The sequence below is a fragment of the Nocardioides sp. LHG3406-4 genome (genome assembly GCF_049897745.1).
GTDB lineage: Bacteria > Actinomycetota > Actinomycetes > Propionibacteriales > Nocardioidaceae > Nocardioides.
Genome location: NZ_JAFCWV010000001.1, coordinates 189,302 through 207,062 on the forward strand (window position 1 = coordinate 189,302; position 17,761 = coordinate 207,062).

General features: G+C 72.1%; 19 protein-coding genes. 6 read left to right on the forward strand and 13 right to left on the reverse strand.

From position 1 onward, the window contains the following. Positions 1 to 60: 60 nt before the first annotated feature. The 6 genes from ACP7BP_RS00890 (at position 61) to ACP7BP_RS00915 (ending at position 4,880) form a co-directional block, all read left to right on the forward strand. Complete coding sequence (locus ACP7BP_RS00890; RefSeq protein ID WP_426241599.1) at positions 61 to 1,041, forward strand: zinc-dependent alcohol dehydrogenase; 981 nt, start codon at positions 61 to 63, stop codon at positions 1,039 to 1,041. Then, on the forward strand, positions 1,038 to 1,442 hold the full coding sequence (locus ACP7BP_RS00895) for a 6-pyruvoyl trahydropterin synthase family protein (RefSeq protein WP_426241601.1): 405 nt from the start codon (positions 1,038 to 1,040) through the stop codon (positions 1,440 to 1,442). Before ACP7BP_RS00890 ends, ACP7BP_RS00895 begins: the two co-directional genes overlap by 4 nt. Then, a complete protein-coding gene (locus ACP7BP_RS00900; RefSeq protein WP_426241603.1) occupies positions 1,439 to 2,476 on the forward strand; it encodes a glycosyltransferase family 4 protein in 1,038 nt (345 codons plus the stop codon). The genes ACP7BP_RS00895 and ACP7BP_RS00900 overlap by 4 nt, the downstream gene beginning before the upstream one ends. 103 nt (positions 2,477 to 2,579) lie before the next feature. Next, positions 2,580 to 3,500: a lysylphosphatidylglycerol synthase transmembrane domain-containing protein gene (locus tag ACP7BP_RS00905; protein WP_426241604.1), complete on the forward strand. Its 921-nt coding sequence runs from the start codon at positions 2,580 to 2,582 to the stop codon at positions 3,498 to 3,500. Then, entirely contained in the window at positions 3,493 to 4,182 is a 690-nt protein-coding gene (locus ACP7BP_RS00910) for a RibD family protein (RefSeq protein WP_426241606.1), read from the forward strand. The genes ACP7BP_RS00905 and ACP7BP_RS00910 overlap by 8 nt, the downstream gene beginning before the upstream one ends. Further along, positions 4,182 to 4,880, forward strand: coding sequence for a GTP cyclohydrolase II (locus ACP7BP_RS00915; RefSeq protein ID WP_426241608.1), 699 nt, complete (start codon positions 4,182 to 4,184; stop codon positions 4,878 to 4,880). The genes ACP7BP_RS00910 and ACP7BP_RS00915 overlap by 1 nt, the downstream gene beginning before the upstream one ends. A 6-nt stretch (positions 4,881 to 4,886) precedes the next feature. Here ACP7BP_RS00915 and ACP7BP_RS00920 read toward each other — a convergent pair whose 3' ends face one another. The 13 genes from ACP7BP_RS00920 to ACP7BP_RS00980 all read right to left on the reverse strand — a co-directional run bounded on the left by ACP7BP_RS00920 (position 4,887) and on the right by ACP7BP_RS00980 (position 17,693). Next, positions 4,887 to 5,252 (reverse strand): hypothetical protein, encoded by a 366-nt coding sequence (locus ACP7BP_RS00920; RefSeq protein WP_426241610.1) that lies wholly within the window; start codon positions 5,250 to 5,252, stop codon positions 4,887 to 4,889. Positions 5,253 to 5,299: 47 nt separating this feature from the next. Beyond that, positions 5,300 to 5,731 (reverse strand): VOC family protein, encoded by a 432-nt coding sequence (locus ACP7BP_RS00925; protein WP_426241612.1) that lies wholly within the window; start codon positions 5,729 to 5,731, stop codon positions 5,300 to 5,302. 25 nt (positions 5,732 to 5,756) lie between these two features. Continuing rightward, positions 5,757 to 7,181, reverse strand: a complete 1,425-nt coding sequence (locus ACP7BP_RS00930) for an amidase (RefSeq protein WP_426241614.1) — start codon at positions 7,179 to 7,181, stop codon at positions 5,757 to 5,759. A gap of 4 nt (positions 7,182 to 7,185) precedes the next feature. Continuing rightward, on the reverse strand, positions 7,186 to 7,398 hold the full coding sequence (locus ACP7BP_RS00935) for a hypothetical protein (protein WP_426241616.1): 213 nt from the start codon (positions 7,396 to 7,398) through the stop codon (positions 7,186 to 7,188). Positions 7,399 to 7,430: 32 nt separating this feature from the next. Next, positions 7,431 to 8,135 (reverse strand): ABC transporter ATP-binding protein, encoded by a 705-nt coding sequence (locus ACP7BP_RS00940; RefSeq protein WP_426241618.1) that lies wholly within the window; start codon positions 8,133 to 8,135, stop codon positions 7,431 to 7,433. Continuing rightward, the gene (locus ACP7BP_RS00945; protein ID WP_426241620.1) at positions 8,122 to 10,002 is read right to left on the reverse strand and encodes an ABC transporter permease subunit; all 1,881 of its coding nucleotides are present in this window, start codon (positions 10,000 to 10,002) and stop codon (positions 8,122 to 8,124) included. Before ACP7BP_RS00945 ends, ACP7BP_RS00940 begins: the two co-directional genes overlap by 14 nt. Then, on the reverse strand, positions 9,999 to 10,865 hold the full coding sequence (locus ACP7BP_RS00950; protein WP_426241622.1) for an ABC transporter permease subunit: 867 nt from the start codon (positions 10,863 to 10,865) through the stop codon (positions 9,999 to 10,001). Before ACP7BP_RS00950 ends, ACP7BP_RS00945 begins: the two co-directional genes overlap by 4 nt. A 36-nt stretch (positions 10,866 to 10,901) precedes the next feature. Next, the gene (locus ACP7BP_RS00955) at positions 10,902 to 12,098 is read right to left on the reverse strand and encodes an ABC transporter substrate-binding protein (protein WP_426241624.1); all 1,197 of its coding nucleotides are present in this window, start codon (positions 12,096 to 12,098) and stop codon (positions 10,902 to 10,904) included. Positions 12,099 to 12,157: 59 nt separating this feature from the next. Then, a complete protein-coding gene (locus tag ACP7BP_RS00960; protein ID WP_426241626.1) occupies positions 12,158 to 13,897 on the reverse strand; it encodes a class I adenylate-forming enzyme family protein in 1,740 nt (579 codons plus the stop codon). A gap of 11 nt (positions 13,898 to 13,908) precedes the next feature. Continuing rightward, positions 13,909 to 15,882 (reverse strand): helix-turn-helix domain-containing protein, encoded by a 1,974-nt coding sequence (locus ACP7BP_RS00965; protein WP_426241628.1) that lies wholly within the window; start codon positions 15,880 to 15,882, stop codon positions 13,909 to 13,911. 504 nt (positions 15,883 to 16,386) lie between these two features. Further along, positions 16,387 to 16,761: a YciI family protein gene (locus tag ACP7BP_RS00970; RefSeq protein ID WP_426241629.1), complete on the reverse strand. Its 375-nt coding sequence runs from the start codon at positions 16,759 to 16,761 to the stop codon at positions 16,387 to 16,389. Between the two features lie 75 nt (positions 16,762 to 16,836). Further along, complete coding sequence (locus ACP7BP_RS00975) at positions 16,837 to 17,547, reverse strand: GNAT family N-acetyltransferase (RefSeq protein WP_426241631.1); 711 nt, start codon at positions 17,545 to 17,547, stop codon at positions 16,837 to 16,839. Continuing rightward, complete coding sequence (locus ACP7BP_RS00980) at positions 17,544 to 17,693, reverse strand: hypothetical protein (protein WP_426241633.1); 150 nt, start codon at positions 17,691 to 17,693, stop codon at positions 17,544 to 17,546. The genes ACP7BP_RS00975 and ACP7BP_RS00980 overlap by 4 nt, the downstream gene beginning before the upstream one ends. Positions 17,694 to 17,761 lie beyond the last annotated feature (68 nt).

Here is a 17,761-nt window from a genome sequence, read left to right on the forward strand (position 1 = left end):
ACGACGTTTGATACGACGAGGGACCGGTTTCGGTTCATCCGGTCAGGAAGAGGGGGCGCCGTGCCAGCAGAGTTCGCGTTCTGGGTGGCCGAGCCGGGCCGTGGCGAGATCAGGCCGGCCCTTCTGGACGAACCGGGAGCGGGCGAGGTGCGGGTGCGCGCGACCAGGTCCGCCATCAGCCGGGGCACGGAGACGCTGGTGTTCCGGGGTGGCGTGCCCGTCGACCAGTACGCCGCGATGCGAGCGCCCTTCCAGGAGGGCGACCTCCCAGGCCCCGTGAAGTACGGCTACCTCAGCGTCGGCGTCGTGGAGGCGGGTCCTCCGGAGCTGCTCGACCGCACCGTGTTCTGCCTGCACCCGCACCAGACGGCGTACGTCGTCCCGGTCGCAGCCGTCACGGTCGTGCCCGACGGCGTGCCTGCCGAACGGGCCGTCCTCGCCGGCACCGTCGAGACCGCGCTGAACGGCCTGTGGGACGCAGCGCCGCTCCTCGGTGACCGGGTGGCGGTGGTGGGCGCGGGCATGGTCGGGTGCTGCGTGGCCCGGCTGCTGGCGGGCATCCCCGGCACCCGCGTCACCCTCGTCGACACCGACCCGTCCCGGGCGACGGTGGCGTCCGCGCTCGGCGTCGGGTTCGCGGCGCCCGAGGAGGCACCGGACGGCTGCGACCTCGTGGTGCACGCGAGCGCGACCGCCGCCGGCCTGCAGTGCTCGCTCAACCTGCTCGCCCCGGAGGGTGAGGTCGTCGACCTCAGCTGGTACGGCGACACCCGCGTCGAGCTCTCCCTGGGCGGGGCCTTCCACTCCGGGCGGCTGGCGATCCGCTCCAGCCAGGTGGGGGCGGTCGCCCCGGCCCGGCGAGCCCGCCGCTCCCACGCCGACCGGCTGGCCCTGGCCCTGGACCTGCTGGAGGACCCGGCCTTCGACGCCCTGCTGACCGGTGCCTCGCCGTTCCACGAGCTGCCCGAGGTGATGGCTCGCCTGTCCGACGGCACCCTGCCCGCGCTGTGCCACAGCATCACCTACGACGAAGGGGAATGACCGTGTTCCGTGTCAACGTCCGCGACCACATGATGATCGCCCACAGCTTCCGGGGCGAGGTGTTCGGGCCGGCGCAGCGGCTGCACGGCGCGACGTACGTCGTCGACGCGACCTTCGCCGCGCCCGAGCTCGACGCCGACGGGGTCGTGGTCGACATCGGGCTGGCGACCGAGCAGCTGCACGCCGTGCTCGCCGACCTGAACTACCGCAACCTCGACGACGAGGCGGCGTTCGCCGGCACGAACACGTCGACGGAGGCCCTGGCCCGCGCGGTGGCCGACCGGCTCGCCGAGCGCGTGCACGCCGGCGAACTCGGTGCCAGCGCGCAGCGCCTGAGCGCGATCACGGTGACCCTGCACGAGTCCCACGTCGCGTGGGCGAGCTACGAGCGGGGGCTGTGAGAGTCCACGTCGTCGTCCCTCAGGGGGTCGACGACCCCGAGCATCCCAGCGGTGGCAACGTCTACGACCGCCGCGTCTGCAAGGAGCTGGTCGCCCTCGGGTGGGCCGTCCACGAGCATCCGGTGGCCGGTGACTGGCCGACGCCGGCCCCTGTCGCCCTGGCCGCTCTGTCAGGCATCCTGGCCGCCGTCCCCGACCACGAGGTGGTGCTGCTCGACGGGCTGATCGCCTCGGCCGCCCCGGACGCCGTGCTGCCCGAGGTGGAGCGGCTGCGGGTGGTCGTCCTGCTCCACATGCCGATCCGCGACGCCCCCGAACGTGCGGTCCTCTCCGCGGCTGCCGCAGTGGTGACGACGAGCCGCTGGGCACGACGCCAGGTGGTCGAGTGGCACGGCGTCCCCGAGCGACGCGTGCACGTCGCGGAGCCGGGCGCCGACGTGGCCGCGCGCACAGCCGGGTCCCGGTCCGGTGCGGAACTGCTCTGCCTCGCGGCCGTCGTACCGCCCAAGGGGCACGACACGCTGATCGACGCGCTGGCCCGGATCAGCCACCTGGACTGGCGCTGCCGGTGCGTGGGCGCCGTGGACCTCGACCCGGCGTTCGTCGACGGGCTCCGCGAGCGGGCTCGAGACGCCGGGATCGCGGAGCGGGTGGTCTTCACCGGACCGCTCACCGGATCGCTGCTCGACGAGGCGTTCGCGACGACCGACCTGCTGGTGTCGGCCTCGCGGCGAGAGTCCTACGGCATGGCGGTGACCGAGGCCCTCGCCCGCGGCATCCCCGTCGCGGCCAGCACCGTCGGCGGGCTGACCGAGGCCGTCGGCCTGGCCGCCGACAGCTCCCGTCCTGGCCTGCTGTTCCCCGCGGACGAACCGCACGCCCTGGCAGCGCTGCTCGAGCGATGGCTCGGCGACGCCGTCCTGCGGCAGCGGCTCCGCAGATCCGCGGCCGGGCGCCGAGCAACACTGGGGTCCTGGGCACGGACGGCCGGGCAGGTGGCGGACGTCCTGGCCGACGTACGCGTCTCTTGTTGAACCACCCTGCACATAACCACCCTGGACTTGAACCACCCTGCACTTGAACCACCCTGCACTTGAACCACCCGGCAGCCCCGCACGTATCTCAGGCATCCACACCGTGACGAGAGGAGTGGCCATCAGCAGGACGTTCTGGATGTGGACCCGCCTCCTCGGCGGCGCCGCGATCCTCGTCGCGCTCGTGTGGCGCCAGGGCACCGGCCCATTCCTGGACGGGCTGCGGCTGACGACGCCGGCAGCGCTGCTGGCAGCGCTCGTCGTCACTGCCGCGACCACGCTCTGCTGCGCCTGGCGATGGAGCCTGATCGCAGGACGTCTCGACGTGGGCGTGCCGGTCCGGACGGCTTTCGCGGCGTACTATCGCTCGCAGCTCCTCAACGCCACCCTGCCCGCCGGAGTGCTCGGCGACGTGCACCGGGGGGTGCGCCACGGCCGTGAGACGGGCGCGCTGGGCCGCGGGCTGCGGTCCGTTGTCTGGGACCGCGCCGCCGGTCAGGCGGTCCAGGCCGTCCTCGCGCTGGGCGCGGTCGCCTTCCTGGCCCCCGCCCTGCGCACACCCGTCGTGCTCGTCGCCGTCGTCGGGCTGGTCGTGCTCGTCGTCGCGTGGGTCGTCCTGCCGCGCCGCCCGCGGCTGGTCCTCGCCGACGACGTACGCCGCCTGGCGCCGCTGTGGCCGCGCCTGGTCCTGGGCTCCGCGGTCGCCGCGGCCGGCCATGCGGTCGTGTTCGTGGTGGCCGCCCGCACCGCCGGCGTCACCGTACCGCTCTCCCAGGTCGCCCCGCTGGCCCTCGTCGTGCTCCTCGTGTCCGCGGTGCCGGTCAGCATCGCGGGCTGGGGCATGCGTGAAGGCGCCGCCGCGTGGGTGTTCGGCGCCGTCGGCCTGGGCGCCGCGCAGGGCGTGACGGTCTCGGTCGTGTACGGCGTGATGGCGCTCGTCGCGACCCTCCCCGGCGCGGTGCTGCCCGTGCCCCGCGGCGACGGCGCGCCCGCTCCCCGACTCGAGGACGCGGCCCATGGCTGAGCGCCCGTACATCCTGCTGAGCTGCGGGATGTCGCTCGACGGCTATCTCGACAGCGCGACCGACGAGCGCCTGCTCCTCTCGAACGCCGCCGACTTCGACCGCGTAGACGGGGTCCGAGCCGGATGCGACGCGATCCTGGTCGGGGCGTCGACGGTCCGGAAGGACAACCCGCGGCTGCTGGTCCGCGCCCCCGAACGCCGGCAGGAGCGGGTGGCGGCCGGCCGGCCGAGCTCCCCGCTGAAGGTGACGTTGAGCAGGGAGGCCCGGCTGGACCCGGCCGGGGACTTCTTCGCCACCGGCGAGGGCCCGAAGCTCGTCTACTGCCCGGCCGACTCGGTCAGCCGTGCCCGGGACCGGCTCGGGGCGGTGGCCACCGTCGTCGACGGTGGCCGCACGGTGCGGATGCGCCGGGTGAGTGAGGACCTGCACGCCCGCGGCGTACGGCGGCTGATGGTCGAGGGCGGCGGGACCGTGCACACCCAGTTCCTCACCGAGGGCCTCGCTGACGAGCTGCAGCTCGTGGTGGCTCCGTTCTTCGTGGGCGACTCGCGCGCCCGGCGCTTCGTCGGCGACGGGCTGTTCCCCTGGGGTCCCGACCACCGCGCGAAGCTGGTGGAGACCCGCACCCTGGGCGACGTCGTGCTCCTCCGCTACGCCCTCTCGACCAGGTTCGAGGGCTGATGCTCCCCCACGTCCCCGAGGCGGGCATCCGCACCCGGATCACGGTGCCGATGCGCCTGGGCGACGGGTTCGCCACGGTTGCTCGCGTCTTCACCTTCGACGGCCTGGTGGACGGCCGGGAGCACATCGCACTCGGGCTCGGGGCCGATCCCGGCCCTGACGGCACCCCGCTGGTCCGCCTGCACAGCGAGTGCCTGACCGGCGACGTCCTCGGCAGCCAGCGCTGCGACTGCGGCCCCCAGCTGCGCGAAGCGGTCGAGCGCATCACCGAGACCGGCGGGTTCCTGCTCTACCTGCGCCAGGAGGGGCGCGGCATCGGCCTGTACGACAAGCTCGACGCCTACGCCCTGCAGGACCTCGGCCTCGATACCTACGAGGCCAACCTCGCGCTGGGCCACGGCGCCGACGAGCGTGACTACACCGCCGCCGCCCAGATGCTCGACGCCCTCGGCGTGCACCGCCTCCAGCTGCTGAGCAACAACCCCGACAAGGCCGCGCAGCTCGTCGCTGCCGGGCTGACCGTGGCCGCCCGCGTGCCGACCGCCGTACACGTGTCGCCCGCCAACGCCGGCTACCTGGCGACCAAGGCCGGCCGCGGCGCGCACACCCTCGACGTCCCGGGACACGTCAGCCCGACAGAGCGGCCAGGCGCGGTGGGCGTGGTCTCCGACCAGCTCGCCGGGGGCCGCCCGGCCTGAGCCGGGTCAGGCCTCGTCCAGCACCGCCTGGAGGATCTCGGCCTCCTGCCGCAGCGCAGCTGCCCGCTCGGTGTGCGCAGCGGCGTACTCCTCGGACGCGGCCCGGCGCTCAGCGACCTCAGCCACCACGATGTCGCGCACCTGCACCTCCGTCAGCTCCCGGCGGGCCGCGTCGGCGGCCCCCACCCCCAAGCGTGCGCCTTCGACGGCCCCGGCGGCCGGCATGTCGGTCACCGGCTGCGCCCCTGCGTTGTCGATCGCGGCCAGGGCCGAGCGGTAGACGGACACGGCGGCCCTGTCCCTGCTCTTCATCGCCGCCGTCAGGGCAGCGCGGAGCGCCTCGCGGACCGGACTCTCGTGCGACGTCGACATGCGCGTCATTGTGGCGGTCCCGGCCGACGAGCCTCGACCCCGCCTCGTTAGTCGAGGTCGTACGCCGTGGCGTGATGCGGGCGGTAGAGGAGCATGTCGTCGGCTCCCGGGACGTGCATGACGACACCTCGGCCGAACCCCATGTCCTGGGCCGCGCCCGCGAACTCCGCGCCGCGCCCGGCGAGCTCGGCCACCGTGGCGTCGACGTCGTCGCACATGACGGCGATCCAGTGGTGCTTCGGGGCACTCCACTCCCCGCCGTCCCCGTCACCGGAGGTCGGGTGGACACCCAGCTCGCTGCGCCCGGTCCCGAAGATGAGCCACTCCGCCGGATCGTCGCCGCCGGTGCCGGCGCCCCCGACCGCTCCGTCGCCCTGGGCTCCTTCGGACACGAAGGGCCACCGCAGGACGTCCTTGAAGAAGGCCCGGGTCGCCGTCGGGTCGTCGGAGTAGACCATGGTGTGGATCGCGGTGATCATGCCGGCCACGCTAGCGCCACCGGCGTCAGAGGCGGTCGAGGTCGGGACTGCGGTCGTGGAAGTCGGTGCGCGCCTGGTAGGCGGCGCCGACGCGGAACAGGGTGGCCTCCTGGAAGGGGCCGCCGATCACCTGCATGCCGATCGGGAGGCCGTCGTCGTCGAAGCCGCAGGGCACGTTGAGCGAGGGCAGGCCGGTGAGCGAGGGCACTCCCGTGAACTGCATGATCGCCGACAGCATGTCCTCGGGTGCGCCCTCGTCGATCTCGACGAGGACCTCCCCGATGGCCGTCGCGGTGAACGGCAGCGTGGGGCATAGGAACACGTCGACGGACTTGAAGGCGTCGAGGAACTCGGCTCGCAGCAGGGCCCGGTAGCGCTGGGCCTGGATGTAGTGCGTGGCGAGCAGCGTCTCGCCCACCTCGAGCAGCAGGCGGACGTCGTCGCCGTAGTCCTCGGGCCGCTCCCGCAGCCATCGCTGGTGGTAGGCGCTCGGCTCGGCCGCCTCGATGGTGAGCTGCGCCGAGATGTTGCCGTGGATGTGCTTGGCCTCCACCTCCACAACCTGCGCGCCGGCCTCCTCGAGGACCTTCAGGGCCTCGCGGACGGCGTCGTGCACGGGCTTCTGCAGGTGGGCGAAGAAGTAGTCGGGGATCACGCCGATCCGCAGTCCCTCGACCCCGCGGTGCAGGTCGGCGGTGTAGTCCTCGACCGGCGCCCGCGCCGAGCCGGCGTCCTGCGGATCGTGCCCGGCGATGACGTTGAACATGATCGCGCAGTCGGCCACCGTGCGGGCCATCGGCCCGACGGTGTCCATGCTCCAGGCCAGGGGGATGACGCCGGCGTTGCTCACCCGGCCGATCGTGGGCCGCAGCCCGGCGATCCCGTTGATCGCGGACGGGAGCCGCACCGACCCACCGGTGTCGGTGCCGAGCGCGCCGTAGCAGGTGCGGGCCGCCACCGCGACGCCGGAGCCGCCGCTCGAGCCGGCCGGGAAGCGCTCGGGGTTCCACGGGTTGCGCACCGCGCCGAAGTGCGGGTTGGCGGAGGTGCCGCCCCACGCGAACTCGTGCATGTTGGTCTTGCCGAGGATGACGGCGCCCGCACCCTTGAGCCGGCTGGTCACCATGGCGTCGGCGTCCGGCTCCCAGTCAGCGAGGATCTTGCTCCCTGCGGTCGTCACACGGCCGGCCACGGCGATGTTGTCCTTCAGCGCGATCGGGATGCCGTGCAGTGGGCCGAGCCGGTGCCCCGCGGCGATCATCGTCTCCGCGGCCCGCGCGACCTGGAGCGACTCGTCGGCGTACACGGAGATGTAGGCGTGCAGCGGGTCGATCCTCTCGATCCGGCGCAGGCACGCCTCGACCAGCTCCACGGGCGAGAGCTCGCCGGAGGCGACGGCCTCCGACGCCGTCGCGAGGGTGAGCTCGGCAAGGTCGTCATGGGTGCTCATCGGGTCACTCCTGCCCGTCGGTGTGCGGCTGGGTGAAGACCGTGATCGGCATCAGGCGGTCGTGCTCGGGCTGCGACATCTTGCGCGAGAGCTCGTTCGCGGCCGGCAGCCAGGCCGACAGCAGCTCCGCCATCGGAGCCAGCCGGTCGTCGCCCAGCGGGAGGTCGGCCGCGTCGGCGAGGGCGCGCACCTGGTCGTGCGAGATGGCGTCGGTCATGGAGGTCTCCTGTGGGTCTCGGCGGAGGGCGGTCAGACGCCCAGGTACTCGTGCTGCAGGTCGCGGTCGGTGAGCAGGGTGTCGGTGGCGAGCTCGCGCACCACCTGGCCCTTGTCGACCAGTACGGCGCGCTCGGCCACCCGGCCGGCGAACTCGAGGTTCTGCTCGACGATCACGACGGTGATGCCGCGCTCCTCGTTCACCCGCCGGACGTGCTCGGCGATCTGGTCGACGATCGATGGCTGGATGCCCTCTGAGGGCTCGTCGAGCAGCAGCAGGCGCGGGCGCATCACCAGCGCCCTCGCGAGCGCCAGGATCTGCTGCTGTCCGCCGCTCAGTCCGGCGCCCGGCAGCTTGGCCTTCTCGCGGAGCACCGGGAACTCGTCCATGACTCCCTCGACCAGCTCGGCGACGTCCTTGGCGCCCGTGCCGTAGACCGCGACGCGCAGGTTGTCGAGCACGCTGAGTCCGGGGAAGATGTCGCGGCCCTGCGGCACGTAGGCGATGCCGCGGCGAGCGCGCCGGTGCGCCGGCTCCCGGGTCACGTCGACGCCGTCGAGCCGGATCTGCCCTCGCTGGGCCTTCACCTCGCCCACCAGCGCGCGCAGCAGCGTGGTCTTGCCGACGCCGTTGCGCCCGAGGATGGCGACCCGGTCGCCGTCCTCGACCGTGAGGCTGAGGTCGTTGAGCACGGCGCCTGCGCCGTACCCGGCCGTGAGGCCCTCAACGTGCAGCATCGCTCCGCGGCCCTCTTCCCAGGTAGGTGTCGAGCACGCGCTCGTCGCGGCGCAGCTCCTCGATGCTGCCACTCGCGAACAGCATGCCTTGGTGGAACATGGTGACAGGGGCGTCGAGCTGACGCAGGAACTCCATGTCGTGCTCGACCACCACGACCGTGGTGTGCTCGCCTACGGCCCGGATCAGGTCGACCGTGCGGCTGGTCTCCTGCCGCGACATGCCTGCCGTGGGCTCGTCGAGCAGCATCACCGCGGGCGCCCCGGACACCACCATGCCGATCTCGAGCCACTGGTGCTCGCCGTGGGAGAGCTCGGAGGCGTCCAGTCCCGCCTTGCCCTCCATGCCCAGCCAGGCGAGCGCCCGATCGGTCTGCTCCTCGGCCTCCCGGACGTCGCGGGTCATCGCGTACGCCGCGAGCCACAGGTTCTCCCGGACCGTCAGCTGGCCGTAGTAGCTCGCCACCTGGAGCTTGATGCCCAGCCCGCGCCGGGCCCGGGCGTCGGGGCGCAGCCGGGTGACGTCCTCGTCACCGAGCAGCACCCGCCCCGCCGTCGGCGCGTAGCGGCCCGCGAGCAGGTTGAAGCAGGTGCTCTTGCCGGCGCCGTTCGGCCCGATCAGAGCGCCCACCGAGCCTGCCGGCACCTCCAGCGACACGTCCCGCAGCGCGTGCACCCCGCCGAACCGCTTGGCCAGCGCGGTCCCGGTGATGCTCTTGGCGACACCGTCCGGCCGCGCTGACATCAGGGCCTGTAGGTGGTCCTCGCGGGAGCCGGCGCGCGGGGCGGGCGCAGGCGTTGGGCCGGCCAGCCGGATCCGGTGCACCAGCTGCGTGAGCAACCGGACGAGCGCGGGGACGACGCCGCCGGGCAGCAGGAGGACCACCGCGATCATCACTCCACCTAGCACGATCGGCGTCCACGAGCCGCCGGCACCACCCAGCGTGGTCGAGAGCCCCTGCACCAGGATCACGCCCACGAACGCGCCCAGCAGCGAGCTGCGGCCGCCGACGAGCACCCAGATGGCCACCAGCGCGGCCTGCGAGAGCGTGAACACCGACGGGTTCACGAACAGGCCCCACGCCGCGTAGAGGCCGCCCGCGAGGCCGGCGATCGCGCCGCCGATCGTGAAGGCGACCAGCTTGTAGCGGCGTACGTCGTAGCCGAGCAGCTGCGTGCGGAGCTCGTTCTCGCGGGTGCCGGCGAGCACCCGTCCGAACGGGCGGCGGAGCAGCACCCGGATGCCGAGCGCGACCGCCACGGCGAGGATGGAGGTGAAGACGAACATCTGCTTGCTGCCCAGCCCGATCGGGTCGCCGAGCATCATCGGCGGGATGCCGGTCATGCCGTTGTAGCCGCCGAGCAGCGCGTCGCCGACGTGGTACTTCGGGTCGGCGGTGCCCGACATGACGGTGAGCAGCACCAGGGTCACCGCCAGGGTGATGATGGCGACGTACACGTCGCCGACGTTGCCGTAGAAGATGAAGTAGCCGAGCACCGCCGCGACCAGGGCGGCCACCGCCGCCGCCACGACCAGCGCGCTCACCGTCTCCCCTGTGCTGGGCGAGATGTTGATGGCGGCCGCGCCGAAGGCGTAGGCGCCGATGCCGAAGAACGCCGCCTGGCCGAAGCTGAAGATGCCGCCGTGACCCCACACGAAGGTGAAGCTGAGCGCGAGCAGCCCGTAGACCGCCCAGAGCGTCCACTCGTAGGCGCGGTAGTCCGGCACCACGGCCGCGACCACCAGCACTCCGGCCACCAGCGCGACCAGCCAGCCCAGCTCGGACGGCAGGCGACGCAGCACGCCGGGGCGACCCCTGCTGCCGGTGTCGCTCTCCACGTCACCGGTCACCGGCGTCGCGCCGCTCACAGCTGCCGTCCGGTGCGGCCCGAGATGCCCGTGGGCAGCACCCGCAGGAGCACGATCGCGACCAGCAGCAGGGCGGCCGTGCCCAGGAACGCCGTCATCGTGTTCGAGACGACGGAGTCCACGGTGCCCAGCAGGCCGGCCGACGCCGCGGTGCCCGTGAGCACGCCCGGCCCGCCGACCACCACGGTCATGAAGGCCCGGCCGACGTAGGCCTGGCCCATGCCCGGTACGACGCCCGCCACCGGCGCGAGCAGCGCGCCCGCCGCGCCGGCGAGCATGGCACCGAACGCGAAGGTCAGCATGTTGGTGACCTTGGCGTTGATGCCGACGGCCGCCGCCATGGCCGGCAGCTGCGTCACCGCGCGCGCCTTGGTGCCGTAGCGCGTGCGCGTGAACACGAGGTACACCAGCGCCAGCATGAGCACCGCCACCGCGATCAGGACGAGGTTGTACTGCGAGATGGAGTAGTCGCCGACCCGGGTGCTGCCGAGCGGGGTCGGCAGCCCCTGGGTCGCCGGGCCGTAGATCAGGACCACTGCCTGCACCAGGATCAGGCTGAGGCCCCAGGTGGCGAGCATGGTGGCGGCCAGCCGGCCGTAGAGGAACTGGATGAGCAGCCGCTCGACCACCAGCCCCACCACGCCCACGCCGAGCGCGGCCGCCACCATCGCCAGCCAGATGTCCAGACCCGCCCGGTAGCCGGTCAGGGTGAAGAAGGCGCCGAGCATGAGGAACTCGCCGTGGGCCAGGTTGATGATGCCCATCATCCCGAAGACGACCGCCAGGCCGATCGAGATGATGACCAGCACCGACACGGTCGTCAGCAACGACACCGCCATGTTGGTGAGTTGGTCTGCGTGCATCGACGAGCTCCTCGTTCTCCAGCAGTCAGGCGGTGGTCAGGGGGTGAACTGCTCGTTGGTGTCGGGCTCGCTCACCAGGTCGCACACGCTCTGTTCGAACGACGGCGGCACGGCCTCCTCGGTCGACAGCACCTTGAACGAGTGCTCGCTGGTGGCCTCGCCGATGCTGATGTTCTGGACGACGTGGTGCGAGGGGCCGTCCATGGTCACGGTGCCACCGGGGCCGTCGTAGGAGATGCCCGACTCCAGGGCGTCGATCACCTTGTCACGGTCGAGCGTGCCCGCCTTCTCCACCGCGGCTGCCCACAGGTGCCAGCCGTTCCACACGGCCACGGCCGAGTCGGTGATGTAGGGGTAGTCGTCGCCGTACTCCGCGTGCCAGGCGTCGACGAACGTGGTGTTCGCCTCGGACTCGATCTCCTGGAAGTAGGGGAAGGCCACCGTGATCCCCTCGGCCTCGCCGGCCAGCACGACCTGCTCGTTGCCCAGCCCGAAGGTGGGCGAGGCGATCTTGATGGTGTCGTTGAGCCCCGACGAGGCGAACTGGCGGTAGAAGGCGATGTGGTTGCCGCCGACCAGCAGCGAGATCACCACGTCGGGCTTGGCCGACTGGATGCCGTTGATGATCGACCCGAACTCCGAGCTCTCCAGCGGCACGAACTCGGTGCCGACCACCGTCGCCCCGGCCTCCTCGGCGTACTTCTTCACCCAGGAGGCGGAGATCTGGCCGTAGTTGTAGTCGGCCGCCACCACGTAGACCTTCTTGCCGAAGTTCTTGACCGCGTAGGGGATCAGCGCCGCCAGCTGCTGGGAGGGCACCACACCGGCGTTGAAGGTGTTCTGGTCGCAGACGCCGCCCTCGTACTGCTCGTTGTAGAAGTACAGCGTCTTGGTGCGGTCGACCACGGGCCGGATCGCCTCGCGGGCAGCGCTGGTGACGCCGCCCATCAGCACGGAGACGTGCTCCTTCTGGGCAGCCTCGTTCGCGAACTGCGTGTACTTGGCGTTGTCGGACTGGGCGTCGTACGACACGAGGTCGAGGTCGCGGCCGAGCACGCCGCCGTTGTCGTTGATGTCGTCGATCGCGAGCTTGGTGGCGTCGGACATCGCGGTGCCGTAGATGTTCAGCGGTCCCGTCTCGTCCAGGATGCTGCCGACCTTGATCGGGCCGTCCCCGTCGTCGGCGGCGGAGCCGCCTCCTCCGCACGCGGCGGTGAACAGCAGTGCTGCCACGGCCAGTGCTGATCCGGTCCCGCGAAGCAGGCCTCTACGGCCGGCCGGTGTCGATGTCCTCATGGCTGGGTCCTCTCGGTTGTCTCTTCGGTCTCCGTGGTGATCGACCGGCTGTCGGCCTCACCGTCGTCGTGCTTGTCTCGGTCCCGGACTCCGAGGGGAGGTACGTGGTGTGCCTGCACGCCGGACCGGGAGCGACGGAACTGCTGCTCGCGGTACGCCGCCAGCTGTGGCGCCAGGCGTTGCTTGAGCTCGAGCCGCTTGGCCTTGCCCGTGACGGTGAAGGGCACGTCGTCGCCCTGGATCACGACCTTGGGCGTGCGCGCGTGGTCGAGGTAGCGCGCACAGTGCGCGAGGATCTCCTCGTCGCTGACCGGCGCGCTGGCCACTACGTAGGCGGCCACCTCCTCGCCGTAGTAGCGGTTCTCGAAGGGGACGGCGAGGGCGAAGTCGACGGCCGGGTGACTGCGCAGCACCGCGTCGATCTCGAGCGGGGAGATGTTGGTGCCGCCGCGGATGATCAGCTCCTTGATTCGCCCGGTGATGAAGAAGTACGGCGGCTGCTCGCCGTCGCGGATCCAGAAGCCCTCGTCGCCGCTGCGGAACCAGCCCCCGCGGAATGCCTCGGCGGTCGCGTCGGGCAGCCCGGCGTAGCCCTCCATGACGACGGCGCCCCGCATCACCAGCTCCCCGCGCTCGCCCTCACCGACCGGCGAGCCGTCGAGGTCGTGCACCTCCACCTCGACGTGCGCGAGAGCCGGGCCGATCGAGGGAGCGCCGTACGCCCGGTGCCAGTGGCGCCGCGCGTCATCGTCCATCCGGTCGGTCAGGGTAACCACCGCGGTCGTCTCCGACAGGCCGTAGAGGTGGCGGACGGGCACGCCGAACCGCTCCTCGAACTCCATGACCGTGTCGACCAGCAGCGGACCAGCACCGCAGAGGACCTCGGCGAAGTCTTCCGGTGCCGTGCCACCCGCGCTCAGCAGGAACTCCAGCAGCGAAGGCACCATGCTGGACACCGTGGCCCCCTCGGCCTCGACGTCCTCCCAGAACCGCTCGCTGCGGAACCGGTCGCACAGCACCGTCGTGAGGCCGGCGTACCACGGCAGCAGGCTGCTGATCACGAGCCCGTTCACGTGGTGCACCGGCAGCACCGTGAGCACCCGGGTGTCGTCGGACCAGCCAAGGCGACGGTGGAGAGCGTCGCAGTCGGTCAGCAGGTTGCGTGCCGTGAGCACGACGCCCTTCGGCTGCCCGGTCGTGCCGCTGGTGTAGACCCGCAGGGCCGGCACGTCGAGCCCGGCCCCCGCCGGGGCGGCGACGTGCACGGGGCCGGGCTCGGTCTCGGGCTGGGGCAGGTCGTCGGTGCTCCGCAGCGGCACGGCCGTGGCCTCGGCCAGGGCGCCTGCGTGGTCGAGAGCGGCCGCCGAGTGCACGAGCAGCCGGGCCTGGGAGTCCTTGATGATGAACGACTGCCGCTGCACGTCGTCACCGGGGTTCAGCGGCACGCAGCAGGCCCCCATCACCCAGGCGGCGTAGGCGACGCGGAGCGCCCCGGCCGTGTTGCCGGCCAGGGTGGCGACGGTCTCGCCCTCACGGACGCCGCACGACGACAGCCAGCCGGCCGTGGCCAGCACGCTGTCTCGCCACTCCCCCGCCGTCCACTCCCGGCGGGTGCCGGCGAGGTGGTCGAGCTCGACGAGGAAGACCCGGTCCGCCGCGCCGGTCCGGTCGAGGAAGAAGTCGGCGAAGCCGGCCCACGGGGGGGCGAAGTCGTCGACCTGGTCTCTGGCGCTCACAGGCGCTCACGCTAGGAGTCAGGGGTGGCCCACGACACGTGAGAACTCCCAGCATCCTGAGGTTCGGGTGGAGGGATCTCCACATGAGCCTCGGGCGCGGCGCGCAGACGCTCCATGCGCAGCGCGAGGCGCAGCTCCAGCGTGCGGTCGCCGGTGCGCCAGTCGTCGCCGAGGATCCGGTCCAGCCGGAGCAGCCTCTGGTACAGCGTGTTGACGTGCACGAACAGCCGCTCGGCCGCGGTCGCGACGTTGGACTCGGACGCGAAGTAGACCTCGAGCGTGTGCAGCAGCGAGGTGCCGCGCTTCGCGTCGTAGCGGCGCACGGCGCCGAGCTGGGTGTCGATGAACGCGCGGGCGTGCTGCTCACCGGCCTCGCTGAGCAGCAGCCCGTAGATGCCCAGGTCGTCGGTGGAGGCACCCTCGCCCGCCCGGCCCAGCGCCACCAGCAGGTTGGCCACCCGCCGGGCCCGGTCAGCGTGGTGGGCCACCTCCCGCAGGTCGGTCAGCATGCCCGAGGTGCCGACCGTGACCTGCAGCGGCCGCAGGCGTGCGGCCACCGTCGCCGCCCACTCGTCGGAGCGCTCACCCGGCAGCAGCATGACCACCCGGTCGGCGTAGGAGGTGACCAGGCCGCCCCAGGACCGTACGGCGCTGCCCGCCTCGGCCTGCAGGCGGTGCGACACCGAGCCGCTCGCGGGCACGGCCGCGACCACCACCATCGGCTGGTCGAGGTCGACCGCCAGCAGGCCCGCTCGCCGCCGGATGGCCTCGAGATCGTGCGGGGAGGAGATCAGCAGCTCGGCGAGGATCTCTCCCCGCACCCGGTTGTCGGCCTCGTCGATCGCGCGCCGGTTGAGCAGCAGGAGCGACATCACGCTGGCCGTGCGCTCGAGCGCGCGCAGGTCGTCGTCGAGCGCCTCCCCGCCCGCGAACACGATCCACCCGAACCGCTCGGAACCTGCCACCACCGGGAGCAGCACCCCGGTGCGCCCGGCCAGCTCGAGGCTGGTGGAGGGGTACGGAGCGTTGCCGGACTCCACGAGTCGCAGGGCCTCGTCGAAGATCGGCGCCGGGTCCTCGCCGCCGGCGGACGCCCGCGCCAGCTCGCGCGCCTGGTCGTCGATGACGAGCAGCCCGCCGCCGATGACGCTGACGACGGCGTCGGCGAGGTCCTGCAACAGGCCACCCCGGACCACCAGCGCCATCAGCCGCTCGTGGAGCTCGACGGCCTTCTCCAGGCGGAGGTTGTTCGCCTCGATCACGCCGTGGGCGCGCGAGAGCGCGCCGAGGGCCTCCTGGGTCTCCTGGAACAGGGAGGCGTTCTCGATGGCGATGGCGGCGTGATCTGCCAGCGACGACAGCAGCGAGACCTCGCCCTGGGCGAAGTCTCGCTCCCCGCGCTCGGCGGCGAAGAGGACACCGAGCAGCCGGTGGCCCACACGCAGCGGCACGCCGAGGATGGCCACCAGCTGCTCCTCGTCGACGATCCCGTCGATCACGTGCAGGAAGCGCTCGTCGAGCAGATAGTTCCGGGTCCAGTGCGGTGCCAGCCCCTGCGCGACGCGACCGCCGAGACCCACCCCCAGGGGCAGCCGGATCTCCGGGAAGTGCGGGCTGATCGTGCCCTCGGTGACGCGCATGAACGTGTCGCCGCGCTCGGGATCGACGAGCATCAGGTAGGCGACGTCGGTCTGCAGCAGCTGCCGCCCGCGGCGCACGATGGCCTGCAGCACGCCCTCCACGTCGCGCACCGACGACAGGTCGCCGGCGGTCTCGAAGAGCGCCTGGAGCTCGCGGGCGCGTCGCCGGTGCCGCTCCACCATCACCCGCAGCTCACGCAGGGTGTCGAGCTCGGCCCGCGCGGACTCCCGTTCCTCCTCCGGAAGAGTCTCCACCGCCCGCGCGCAGGCCAGCACCGCGCCGTCGAGCTCTTCGGCGCCGGCCTCGTCGAGCAGCCTCTCCAGGAAAGTCTGGACCGGTCGCATGATCCGTCAGCCTAGGCGTCGCCCCTGACCGGGTCGACCTGCGGCGGCGTCGTGGAACGCGGGGCCCGCGGCGGCAGAGCGTCCACCCTCTGCGGCCTCACAGGGCGGCCTCACAGGGCGGCCTCACAGGGCGGCCTCACAGGGCGGCCTCACAGGGCGGCCTCACACAGGAGAGCGGGGCTCCCGCGATCTCGTGCTTCCGCCGAGGTCGACGGTCGGCTGCACGGGCGGCGCGCAGTGGCCCGCCCCCGACCGACGCGGCGGAGGTCCCCTTGGGGCAAAGACCTGTCCTCACAGGTGGACGCTCACATCCATGCGGTGCCACTCGAGATTGAGCGCGTCGCTGCCCACCAGCTGCTCGCCCTGGGCGTCCGTCAGCCAACTGCTTCGTGCGTCCAGGTCGGGCCGGTTGCCCAAGCCCAGAGGCCAACCCCAGGCAGCGACGCGCCCTCAGGCCGACGTCAGTGCGTCACATGAGGATGCCGCTCGGCCCCGGCCAGTGCCTCACCCGCCGAGCACGAGCGCCTGCAACGATCCGGCCTTGAAGCGGCGTACCTCCTGCGGCCAGCCGCACCCTTCCGCCACCCTCCCCGCCCACATGCGAGCGGACTCGTCGTCGGGCACGTCGACGATGGTCAGCCCACCGAGCCACTCCTTGGTCTCCGCGAAGGGCCCGTCGGTGATGACCAGCTCGCCACTGGTGGCGTCCGCGCTCGCCGCCTCCTCGAGCTCCTCGACCAGTCCGCCGGCGTAGAGCAGGACGCCTTGGTCCTGCATGTCTCGGACTACGGCAGTGGACGGCTCGACGCGGCCCTCGAACCACGCCTCGTCGTGGTCGCCGACCCACTGCTGGTTGAAGTAGATGAGGTACTGAGGCATGTGCTCCCCTTCGTCGGGGCAGACCTGATGTCCGCCACTACCTACGCTACGAACGGCAGTGGGCCGATACGACACCTACGTGGGAGCAAGTTCGGCGTCACGCGCCTCCCTCGGCTTGCTTGCTTCATGTCCCGATCCCCCGGCGACCTCGTCGTCCTCGATCGCACCAGCGTGCTGGATGGCCGCAGCACGGACGGCGCCTCGGTCGACCCCGGACGGCGGGTCGAGCGGGCGGAGTCTCCCGCGACCCTCGAGCAGGCCGTCGTTCAGGTGCAGCCGGATGCCGAGCCTCGTCAGCAACACCACGGATGCTGCGTTGTCGGGCTCGACGACGACCTCCAGCCACTCGACCCCGCTCGCCCGCGCGACCGTGGTGACGGCGTCGACGAGGACCGACCCGACTCCGCGCCCCTGCTCGGCGTCGACGACCTCGAAGGCCAGCTCGGCCGTGTCGCGGCCGGTCCGGACGTACCGGCAGATGCCTGCCGGTCGCCCTGCGACGAGAGCCAGCCAGGCCACGTGATCGCGGGCGTCGACGTTGGCGAGCACTCGTCGGGCGTAGCCCGGCAGCCGCGGCATCGACGTCAGGTACCGCTGTCGTCGCGACCGCGGCGACAGACCGTCGAACACGGCTTCGAGGGCCTCAGTCTCACCCGGGCGGAGCGGTCGCAGGACGACCGCTCCACCGTCAGGAAGCCGGGCGTCGAGGTGGCTCCACGCTCGGGTGGAAGGACCCGACAAGGTCATGAGCATCGACGTCACCTCGATCCGTCCAGTCGAGCTCATCGAGGTGTCCCTCGTAACCTCCAGCGCGACGTGCGCGCACGCGCCAGCTCCAGCTCGCGTGCCATCAGCCGCTCGGGATGGTGCGCGATGGTGTGGAGCTCCCGCCCACGGGAGCTGGCGAGTACGGCGTTCAGGTTGTTGTGCATCAGGACCTCCAGGTCGATCGGTTCGTGACCAGAGGTTCGACGACGATCCTTCCCGGAGCCTTCCCCGG